Raw genomic sequence first — 11,270 nt, forward strand, 5'->3', positions numbered from 1 at the left:
TTATGGTCAATATTTTAAATAAAAAATTATTTCTTGACTATAAGATAACCTTATAGTTTATAATAGAAAAACAGTCGTCTGCTGTCAAGTATTATGACTGAATTATTATAAAGAAGATAAAGGGGTTATGTTATGAAGTTAATGTTAAAGTATCTAAAAAGATATCCGAAACTAATCCTGTTAAATATAATAGGTATTCTCAGCTTTGTTATAGTACAGCTTGGAATTCCAACTATTATGGCATGGATAATTGATAATGGAATAGCGAATGGTGATATAAGATACGTCAAAAATATGGGAATTATAATGTTGCTTGTATCTATTGTTGGAGGTTTAGGTACGGTTTTACTAACTTTTGCCTCATCAAGAATTTCAACCTATATGATTCGAGATATTAGAAATGATGTTTTTGCTCATTCACAGAAGCTTTCACACACAGAATACAATAAATTTGGTGTGTCATCAATGATTACAAGAACAACTAATGATGCATTTCAATTAATGATTTTTTCGAATTTGCTATTTAGAACGGCACTTTTAGCACCAGTAATGATTGTTATTAGTGTTTTTATGACTGTTAGAACAAGTATTGACTTGTCTTTGATTATAGGGGCGAGTTTACCATTTATAGTTGTGGGAGTTATTATCCTTGCAAAGTTAACTGGTCCACTTTCTGAGAAGCAACAAAAAGGAATGGATCAATTAAATCTTATTTCAAGGGAAAATTTAACAGGAGTTCGTGAAATTAGAGCCTTTAGAAAAAGTGAATTTGAGGCAGAGCGTTTTTCACAAACTAATGAAGAGTATGCGACTAACTCAAAGAAATTATTTAAAATAATGTCTTTTACACAGCCAGGGTTTTTCTTATTATTGAATTTTGTAATGATAGCAGTATTTTGGATATCAAGTTTAATGATTGATAAGGGTACTCTACAGATTGGTCAGTTGGTTGCATTTTTAGATTATCAGTTCCACGCTATGTTGTCGATTATGCTATTTTCAATGGTGTTTGTAATGTATCCAAGGGCACAGGTATCTGCTAACCGTATTCAAGAATTGCTTGATGAAAAGTCGTCAGTTAAGAGCCCGAAAGAGAAGAGTGTTGTAGACACTTTGGATAAAAGTAAAGGAAGCCTAGAATTTGACAATGTTAGTTTTCAGTATCCAGATGGAGAGCTAGCTGTTTTAAATAATATATCCTTTCTTGCAAGTAAGGGTGAGACAGTAGCATTTATAGGGAGTACAGGAAGCGGAAAGAGTACATTGATTAATTTAATTCCAAGGTTTTATGATGTTACAAGTGGTTCAATTAAAATTGATGGCTTAGATATTCGTGACTATGAGCTCAATAAACTACGTCAAAAAATTGGTTTTATACCTCAAAAGGCTTTTTTATTTAAGGGAACTATTGAAGAAAATATTAGATTTGGTAAGGAAGATGCAACAGAAGAGGAATTAAAGCATGCAATTGAAATAGCGCAGGCAAAAGATTTTATTGAAAACAAGCCAAATAAATTAAAAGAATATATAAGTGAAGGTGCAAAAAATATATCAGGAGGTCAAAAGCAAAGACTTTCTATCGCTAGGGCCTTGATAAGAAAGCCTGAAATTTATATTTTTGATGATAGTTTTTCTGCTCTTGATTATAAGACAGATGCGGCTTTACGTACAGCACTAAAAGAAGAAACAAAAGAATCTATTGTTTTTATAGTTGCACAAAGGATTAGTACAATAATGGATGCTGATAAGATAATAGTATTGAATGAAGGAGAAGTGGTTGGAGTAGGCACTCATAATGAACTACTAAAATCTTGCAATATATACTATGAAATTGCAGAATCACAATTAACAAAGGAGGAACTAGGACTATGAAGAAACTCTATCCATATATAAAGCCATACTTGAAATTTTTTATAGTTGCTATATTTCTTACTTTGGCATATTCTATATTTTTATCGGCAGCACCGATGGTTGAGGGATTTATTACAACAAGGCTTAAAGATGATGTTGTTGATATTATGAACAAAGTACCGGGAGCAAGTATAAGTTTTGCTTATATTATTAATATATTAAAAATATTATTTCTTATATATATGGGAAATGCAATTTGTAACTATGGATCACAATATTTTTTGACAAACGCTATTCAAAATACTATGCGTGATCTGAGAAATGATGTGCAAAAGAAAATTGCAAAATTACCAATTAGTTATTTTGATAAACGTACGGTTGGAGATATCTTGAGTATCATCTCAAATGATATAGATACTATATCAAATGCACTACAGCAAAGTTTGTCGAAAATATTGAGTGCTTTTTTGTCTATTACTTTTGCTATAGCACTAATGTTTTATATAAATCCAATTATGGCTATAGTCGCAATTTTACTGATACCAGGAAGTGCTATTATTATGAGATTTATTATGAAACATTCTTCTGATTTATTTAAAAGCCAGCAGGAGGCACTTGGAAGTTTAAATGGATACATTCAAGAAAGATATACAGGAGTAAATGAAATAAAACTCTATGGAAAGCAAGAAGATTCTATAGAAGAATTCAAGGATATTAATAGCAATCTCTGTGAAAATGGATTTAAGGCACAATTTATATCTGGGCTAATGTCTCCGCTAATATCTTTGATTACATATATAGCAATTGTAGCAGTTTGTATATTGGGTGCTGTATTTACAATTACAGGAGCTATCACAATAGGACAGCTTCAGGCATTTGTACGTTATATGTGGCAGCTAAATGAACCACTAGAGCAGGTAACACAATTATCAGCATCAATTCAATCTGCTATGGCAGCATCTAAAAGAGTGTTTGAATTTTTATCAGAAAAAGAAGAAGTGCCAAAAGTTGACAGCCCTATAAAGTTAGACAAGGTAGAGGGAAATGTTAGTTTTGAAGAAGTATCTTTTGCATATAATAAAGATAAAGAGCTTATTGAAGATTTAAATGTCAATGTAAAAAGTGGGCAGATGGTAGCCATTGTTGGACCAACAGGTGCAGGAAAGACAACTCTTATAAATCTTTTGATGCGTTTTTATGACGTTAATAAAGGTGCTATTAAAGTTGATGGTGTCAACATTAAAGATATGAAAAGAGATGATTTACGTTCAATATTTGCTATGGTTTTACAGGATACTTGGCTCTACAATGGAACGATTGCTGACAATATAAAGTACGGAAAAGAAGATGCAACACAAGAGGAAATTATAAATGCTGCAAAAATTGCAAATGTGCATCATTTTATTAAAACGCAACCTGATGGATATAATATGATACTAAATGAAGAATCTTCAAATATATCTGCTGGTGAAAAACAGCTTTTGACAATAGCAAGAGCATTTTTAGCAGATCCAGCAATTTTAATTTTAGATGAGGCGACTAGTTCAGTTGATACTAGACTAGAACTAATGCTTCAGACAGCTATGAAAAATATTATGGAGGGGAGAACTAGCTTTGTAATTGCCCATAGACTTTCAACAATTAAAAATGCAGACCTAATCCTTGTTATGAACAATGGAACTATTATTGAACAAGGAAACCATAATGAATTAATGGAAAAGAAGGGCTTTTATGAGAAGCTGTATATGAGTCAGTTTCAAAATCAAGCATAGGCTTTTATAGAAAAAAGATGTTAGTATCTTATAATCTAAAATGATATATATGGTTGTGATTTTTCACTTAATTATGTAAAAGAAAAATTGACTGTATAGATAAAAAGAGTGGGTAGATAAAAATACCCACTCTTTTTTTGTGTTTAAAAAAAATTAAAAATTCTAAAAAAAGAATACTATTAGTTTTAGCTATAACAAAATATAAGATTATAACATTTCTCTATAAGCATTATGATTTGATTAAGCTATCAAGATAAAATGTTAAAATAGTAGTGTAATTAAAATAGAAGGGGGGATTATATGAAAAATATAGGAATAGATATAGGTTCAAGTTGTGCAAAGGTATGCGTAATGGACAATGATATTATAGAAAATAATTTTATGCTTCCAACTGGATATAATTCAAGAAAAACAGCCGAAGATATTAGACAAATGCTTGAAAAAAGTGGGATAGATATAGAAAATTCAAATATAATGGCAACTGGATATGGAAGGGTATCAGTTCCATATGCCAATGAGATAATGACTGAAATATCATGTCATGGAAAAGGTGCATACTATTTATTTGGGGAAAACGCAACAGTAATAGATATAGGTGGACAGGACACAAAGGTTATCTCACTAAAGAAGGGTCGAGTAATGAAATTTCTTATGAATGATAAGTGTTCTGCAGGAACAGGAAAGTTTATAGAGATAATGTCAGACAGATTGGGTCTTACATTTGAGGAGCTTGAAGAAATTGCTGCAGAGGGCAAGAAAACTACGATCAGTTCAATGTGCACGGTGTTTGCAGAGTCTGAGATAATCAGCCTTATAGGAGAAGGAACTCCTAGGGAAGATATAGCAAACGGTGTAATAAATTCGGTTGTGGAAAAAGTGGTTCAGCTTGCGGCTCAGATTCCAGCAGATAAATATATATTAACAGGCGGTTTTTGTGAGAATGATTACTTTATAAATGAGCTTTCAAAAGCTCTTGATGCAGCCGTTTATTCAGATTCTAAAGCAAGGTTTGCTGGAGCTATAGGGGCTGCGGTTTATGCAGGAGAATTAGAAGATTAAAATTATATATAATAAAAGGAGAAAAAATGAAGGATTTAAGTTTACCAAAGAAATTTGAAGAATATATAGATGTAAGAAAAGAAGGTTTTATAAGAGCTATGGATTATAAGAAAAAGGGAGGTAAAATTGCAGGCTGTCTTTGTACATATACTCCACAAGAAATACTTGATGCAGGTGGTATAGGAAATGTTGGGCTTTGTGGAACAAGTAATGAGACAATCCCTGATGCAGAGAAGGTTCTTCCTAAGAATCTATGTCCTCTAATTAAGTCTACTTACGGCTTCGCAATGACTGAAAAATGTCCATATACATATTTTTCCGATATTATAATAGGGGAAACAACTTGTGATGGAAAAAAGAAGATGTATGAATTACTTGGAGAAATAAAGGACGTTCATATAATGCATCTTCCACAGGGAAAAGACAGACCGTATATATATGATAATTGGTACAATGAATGTGTCTATCTTAAAGAAGTTCTAGAAAATAAATTTGAAATAGAGATCACTGAAGAAAATCTTAGAGAAGCTGCTAAAAAAAGAAATGAGCTAAGAAGATTATATGTAGAAATGTATCAGCTTCAAAAGAATGTCCCTCCAGTAATGAAGGGTACGGATATAATGATAGCAATGCAGAAGGGAACATTTGCCCTTGATGTGGATACTCAGATAGAAAATATAAAAGAGTTGATAAAAGAATCAAAAGAAAATTATTTTGAAAAAGGAGAAAGACCTGTATCAAAAAAAGAAAAAAGAATATTGATTACAGGATGCCCATCTGGAGGACTGATTGAAAAGGTGGGAATTGCAATAGAAGAAAATGGTGGAGTAATAGTATGCAAGGATGACTGTGGTGGAGAAAGAACAAATACTCAGATGATAAATGAAAATGCTGAAGATATAATGAGAGCTATATCAGATAGATATATGGAAATAAATTGTTCAGTATTCACACCTAATGATGCAAGAATGGAAAATACTGTAAACATGGTTGAGGAGTATAAGGTAGATGGAGTAATAGAGTTGGTGCTTCAGGCATGTCATACATTCAATGTAGAAGCCACTAAAATGGAAAGAGCAGTAGAAGATGTAGGTGTACCTTACATGAAGCTTGAAACAGACTATTCAACAACAGATAGCGGTCAGATGCAGACAAGAATAGCAGCATTTATCGAAATGCTATAATATATTTAGTTTCTTGCTTAAAATATTCATAGCCATTAATTACTTATAAATATTTTTAAATAAAGTATTAAAATTTTAGATGTTTATACTTTATGTATATGAATTTTAGTTAGAAGCATTATATTTTATTTAGGGATAAAATTTAATGAATCCTATAATTTAAAAAACTATTATATAAGTAAAAGTATCTAGAGTAGTTTATAGAAAATACACATACTAAATAAAAGGAGCTAGCAATTAAGTTACTGGCTCTTTTTTCATTTACTAAATTAATTTCCTTTTTATTTTCTTGTATTGTATCATTTTACAATCTAACTTACAATGATATACAAGAGGAGGATTTATTATGAATGATACTAAAAAAGCTTATATAGCTACATTGATACAAGTTGCAATAATCGGTTTTTCATTTATGTTCGTTAAGGTTGCTTTGGAGTATGTTTCACCCCTAGTTTTATTGTCATATCGTTTCTTTTTTGCTTTGTTAGCTTCTTTATTGCCGATAATAGTAAAAAAAGTAAGTGTAGATATAAAGGTAAGTGATATTCTCAAAATTTTACCATTATCATTGTTTTATCCAGTGTTATTTTTTGGATTTCAATCATTTGGCTTGTTGTATTCAAGTTCAACGGAAGCTGGAATAATTATTGCAACTGCACCTATTTTTACAGCAATTTTATCCAATATTTTCTTGAAGGAAAAAACAACAAAAGTTCAGAATTTATTTATATGTTTTTCTATGAGTGGAATTATCTATATTTCTGTGGTTAATAGTATGCAGATTGAAGGATTTTCTATATTTGGAACAATTCTTTTGATTTTATCAACAGTGTCCATGGCTTTTTATAATATTATGTCAAGGAAATTGTCCAAAACTTATTCTTATTACACACTTACATTTATAATGACCTTAATTGGATTTATTATTTTTACGGTATTGAGTATAGGAAATTATGCCATAGATCCAAAGGCAATTTCTATTACTGAGCCTTTGACATCAGCAAAATTTTTATTTGCCATAGTTTATTTGGGGGTATTTTCATCATTTGTAAGCTCATTACTGACAAACTATGCCTTATCAAAATTGGAGGCCTCAAAAGTAAGTGTTTTCTCAAACCTAACACCAATTATTACACTTTTAGTAGGCGTATTTATTTTAAGTGAAGAAATTAATTATAAACATCTGATAGGAATAGCAGTTACTATAATAGGTGTGTTGGGAACAAATTTATTTGGAAGAAAAAAGAAAAAGAATGTGTAAAAGAGTGTATAAAAAAACGTATATAAAAATATATATAAAAATGTATATAAAAATGTATATAAAAATGTATATAAAAGAATATATAAAATATTCGGTTTTTATACTTGAATATTATTATTTTGATTGTTAGTATTAATTATGGAGGGATATATATGAAACTAAATTATATTACTATTATGGTAATAAATATTAAAAAATCACTTGCATTTTATCAAGAATTAGCAGATTTAAAGGCAGTAAATAGCATAAGCCTTGAAGACGGTGAAATTGTATTTTTAGCGAATAGCAAGGGAGAAACCATGATAGAGCTAATTGAATTTAAAGATGCAGAGAAAGTATCAACAAAAGGAATGGTGATAAGCTTCTTAGTGGAAAATAATCTTGAAAAGATAAGAGAAAAGGCATTATTACTAGGATATAGACCGTCAGAAATTATAGAGCTAGGACAAAAGCCGAAACATTTTACAGTTGAAGATCCTGATGGAATAGTTGTCGAATTTAGTGTATAAGATGGAAAATAATGAAAAATAAATATTTAGAGGAGCAATTTATAAATTGCTCCTTTTATATGTAAAGTGTTTATATATTATATATGAGTTATATTTTATTATTAATTTTATCCTAATAGAGTAGTATAGAAAAATATTTAAGCTATATATTTGGACCTCGTATATCCAAGTAAAAAGACCTGTGAATAAAACAGATTTAATTATATGATTTGAATTGATGTTATTACTCTAGAAAAATATCAAAACAATATTTATATTTTAAAAGTTGATATAGAGCATATTGTATAATCAGATTGAATATTAAATTATTAGTTTGCATATGTAGGAAATGATAAGTATACTGTTAGTATATACGAGTTGAAATTATATAATATCTAGGAAAGCTTAGAATAAGTTTAAGCAATATATAAATATATATTTCAACAAAAAATAAATGAAAATAAGCAAGTTTATTAATAAATATAGATATAATTATATGAATCAGTAATTGATAAAAAACTATAATAAAGTAAAATGAATAAAAAGCTAATATTATGGGTAAACTATCATAATATTAGGCAAAAATTAAAAAGTAAAAGGGAGGAAAATTATGAGATTTATTTCATGGAATATTGATTCGCTAAATGCGGCACTAACATCTGATTCGGCACGTGCTATTTTGTCGAGAGATGTATTAAATACAATTATAGAGCATGATCCAGATATCATAGCTCTACAGGAGACTAAGTTATCAAGTAAGGGACCTACTAAGAAGCATCTAACTATTTTAGAAGAGATGTTTCCAGAATATGAAATTGCTTGGAATAGCTCAGTAGAACCTGCTCGTAAGGGATATGCTGGGACAATGTTTTTATACAAAAATAACTTAAAGCCTGAAATTTCTTTTCCAGAGATAGGTGCTCCAAGCACAATGGATTTGGAGGGAAGAATTATCACGCTTGAATTTGATGAATTCTATATAACACAAGTTTACACTCCAAATGCTGGAGATGGTCTGAGTCGCTTGGAAGAACGTCAGCTTTGGGATGAAAAATATGCAGACTATCTAGCTAGTTTGGATAAAGAAAAATATGTAATAGCCACTGGAGATTTTAATGTAGCTCATAAAGAAATTGACCTAGCTCACCCAAAAAATAATAAAAATTCAGCAGGTTTTACTGATGAAGAGCGTCAAGGCTTTTCAAATCTTTTGAACAAAGGATTTATTGATAGCTTCCGTCATGTTCATGGTGATATAACAGATGTCTATACTTGGTGGGGACAACGTGTGAAAACTAGTAAGATAAACAATTCAGGGTGGAGAATTGACTATTGGTTGGTCAGCGAAAGAATAGCTGACAAGATTAAAAAGTCTGAAATGGTAGATTCTGGACCAAGGCAAGACCATACACCGATACTGTTAGAAATTGATTTATAAGTTGTAAAGACTCTAAATAATATTGAAAACAACTTTATAGAGCATAAGTAGAGTTTATTTTAAAAAGACACTTAAACAGTGTCTTTTTTTATGTAAATTTTTAAAAAAATATATCTATTTGAATCTCCAATCAGCAAAATAAATAAAGATAGTTAATTTTTGCCTTCTAACTAAATATATAGAAGCAAGTTGATTTGTGACTTTTAAAGTTTTAAAAGTTATACTATTGATTTAATTTTACTACTTATATTATATATAAAGTTTTTTACACTAAAAAATTATAAAAATAAAATTAATATTTTTTTCTTTTTTATGATTGATAATTATATTGAATGGATATTTAAGTGAATATAGTAAAAGAAGTTGAGGAACGATTGAGTAGATAACTAAATTAATACTTAGAGTTAATTAGACTTTATAATTACAAACTGCTTTAAATATGTATTTTTTATAGAAAATTTTGCTATAATATAAATAAAATAAAATGGCTATGGAGGAATGATATATGAGAGATAAATTATTAGAACTACTAAATTACAATAAAGACTTTAAAGAGAGAGTTGGGCAGGCCTATTTTGATAAGATTCAAGGTATACAGACTCCTTGGCTTACACTTGTTGCATGTTGTGATTCACGAATTCATACAAATATTATGATGGAAGATGCAACGAATGAGGTTTTTGAAATTCGTGTAATAGGCAATGTTATAGAAAATGCACTTGGTTCTGTAGATTATGGGGTTTATCAGCTCCACACTCCTATGCTGTTTATAATGGGGCATTCCGATTGCGGCGCTATAAAGGGAAGCTTGGATGAGAGAGGAAAGCTTCAAGAGTCCATTGAAGATACACTAGAGCCAATTAGAAAAAATACTAAAATAGACTTAAATAAGAAGCTTAGTAGTTACGTGATAGACAATATTGAAAATCAAGTTAAGTATGCATTAAAAAGATACGAAACTTTAGTTGAAAATGGAGAATTAGTGATTGCTGGTGGATATTATGACTTTGATAATTCATGTGGAAATGGTTGCGGGAAGATAGTATTGATAAATTATAATGGAGAGAATACTTATACTAAGTAGTTATTTACTAGATGGTAGATCAAATTTGAAAGACTATTTTAATGCAAAATGCGAAGTGGAATTTAAAGATTATTTATTTTTAAATTAAAAAGATAGTATATAAGGACAGTTGTTAGCTGTTTTTATATACTATCTTATCTTGTTATTAGTTTTTCTTAAAACCAAAAAAATATGCAGTTACCTAAAAGTCTATTCATAGCTTTAAATGATGCTGTGAAAAACGATAGAATAAACTTTAATACAAGCATAATCAGTATAGCCAATAAAATTTTCATAGAAAAGCTAGTGTTAGCAAAAAACAATAATTGTGCTATGAAAAATACGCCTATAATAAAAATTAATGTATTTAAAAAAATATTTGCAATTGATTTGATAAAATAACTTGCAAATTGCAATAAAAAAAGCAAACAAGCAATAGGTAACATAATAATCTTAAAAGGTAAAAGAAAAATATTTGCAATCGTTCTCATCTAATCATCCCTTTTCAAACTGATTTACACAAGTTTACTAAAAAATTATAAAAAAGTCAAATATATATTCCTTATATACTGTAACCATAAAAATATAAATAATTGTAGAAAATAAAGTTTACATTTGTATTGATTTAGTTTGATATAATGTAAAATAAGTTAATATTATAATAAGATAAGAGGATACTATAGCTTTTATTGAAATAAAAAAATTAGGTGTGATTTTGCCTGTTTTTTCAGGTACTAGCAATAAAGAGTTAAGAGAGGGAGTTGGTGTTGTAGAAAGCACTGATTATCCATCTGATGAGCTATCTACGGTGAGTGTAATAGCTGGTCATAGAGGTGGATATAATGGAGAACAAACATTTTTGAATATTGATAAGTTAAATAATAATGATGAAATAAAAATTACTCTAAGAGGTCAAGAATTGACATATAGGGTTTATCAAGAAAAGATAATAGAGAGTAATGATTGTAATGATTGGAGTGAATTTACAAAGGAAGATGATAAGTCAAAGTTAATACTTTTATCATGTCATCCATATCCACAAAATCATCAGAGAATACTAACAATATCCAAATTGGTAAGCAAAAAAGAATTATAATGTCTAAAGAAAGCTCAGTTGTATAATTGAGCTTTCTTTGATAAAATATTTAAAAGCA

General features: G+C 29.5%; 10 protein-coding genes. 9 read left to right on the forward strand and 1 reads right to left on the reverse strand.

Annotated elements, in window-relative coordinates; all coding sequences use genetic code 11:
• Positions 1-132 precede the first annotated feature (132 nt).
• The 8 genes from UF10_RS02050 to UF10_RS02085 all read left to right on the forward strand — a co-directional run bounded on the left by UF10_RS02050 (position 133) and on the right by UF10_RS02085 (position 10,137).
• Positions 133-1,872 (forward strand): ABC transporter ATP-binding protein, encoded by a 1,740-nt coding sequence (locus UF10_RS02050; RefSeq protein ID WP_106776160.1) that lies wholly within the window; start codon positions 133-135, stop codon positions 1,870-1,872.
• Positions 1,869-3,623: an ABC transporter ATP-binding protein gene (locus UF10_RS02055; protein WP_106776161.1), complete on the forward strand. Its 1,755-nt coding sequence runs from the start codon at positions 1,869-1,871 to the stop codon at positions 3,621-3,623. Before UF10_RS02050 ends, UF10_RS02055 begins: the two co-directional genes overlap by 4 nt.
• Before the next feature lie 300 nt (positions 3,624-3,923).
• A complete protein-coding gene (locus tag UF10_RS02060) occupies positions 3,924-4,682 on the forward strand; it encodes an acyl-CoA dehydratase activase (RefSeq protein ID WP_106776162.1) in 759 nt (252 codons plus the stop codon).
• 26 nt (positions 4,683-4,708) lie between these two features.
• The gene (locus UF10_RS02065) at positions 4,709-5,866 is read left to right on the forward strand and encodes a double-cubane-cluster-containing anaerobic reductase (RefSeq protein WP_106776163.1); all 1,158 of its coding nucleotides are present in this window, start codon (positions 4,709-4,711) and stop codon (positions 5,864-5,866) included.
• Between the two features lie 346 nt (positions 5,867-6,212).
• Positions 6,213-7,127 carry a DMT family transporter gene (locus UF10_RS02070; RefSeq protein ID WP_106776164.1) on the forward strand — a complete coding sequence of 305 codons (915 nt, stop codon included), beginning with the start codon at positions 6,213-6,215 and terminating at the stop codon, positions 7,125-7,127.
• A 152-nt stretch (positions 7,128-7,279) separates the two neighbouring features.
• Positions 7,280-7,636: a VOC family protein gene (locus UF10_RS02075; RefSeq protein ID WP_106776165.1), complete on the forward strand. Its 357-nt coding sequence runs from the start codon at positions 7,280-7,282 to the stop codon at positions 7,634-7,636.
• A gap of 589 nt (positions 7,637-8,225) precedes the next feature.
• Positions 8,226-9,053, forward strand: a complete 828-nt coding sequence (locus UF10_RS02080) for an exodeoxyribonuclease III (protein ID WP_106776166.1) — start codon at positions 8,226-8,228, stop codon at positions 9,051-9,053.
• Positions 9,054-9,558: 505 nt separating this feature from the next.
• Positions 9,559-10,137, forward strand: a complete 579-nt coding sequence (locus UF10_RS02085; protein WP_106776167.1) for a carbonic anhydrase — start codon at positions 9,559-9,561, stop codon at positions 10,135-10,137.
• A gap of 155 nt (positions 10,138-10,292) precedes the next feature.
• On the opposite strand, the gene UF10_RS02090 is transcribed toward UF10_RS02085, so the two are convergent.
• Complete coding sequence (locus UF10_RS02090) at positions 10,293-10,607, reverse strand: hypothetical protein (protein WP_106776168.1); 315 nt, start codon at positions 10,605-10,607, stop codon at positions 10,293-10,295.
• Between the two features lie 203 nt (positions 10,608-10,810).
• On the opposite strand from UF10_RS02090, the gene UF10_RS02095 reads away from it, so the two are divergent.
• Positions 10,811-11,212 carry a class C sortase gene (locus tag UF10_RS02095; protein WP_278309088.1) on the forward strand — a complete coding sequence of 134 codons (402 nt, stop codon included), beginning with the start codon at positions 10,811-10,813 and terminating at the stop codon, positions 11,210-11,212.
• Positions 11,213-11,270: the final 58 nt, after the last annotated feature.

Origin of the sequence: Peptostreptococcus russellii, assembly GCF_003012055.1 — a bacterium.
In the GTDB taxonomy this organism is placed as follows: domain Bacteria; phylum Bacillota; class Clostridia; order Peptostreptococcales; family Peptostreptococcaceae; genus Peptostreptococcus; species Peptostreptococcus russellii.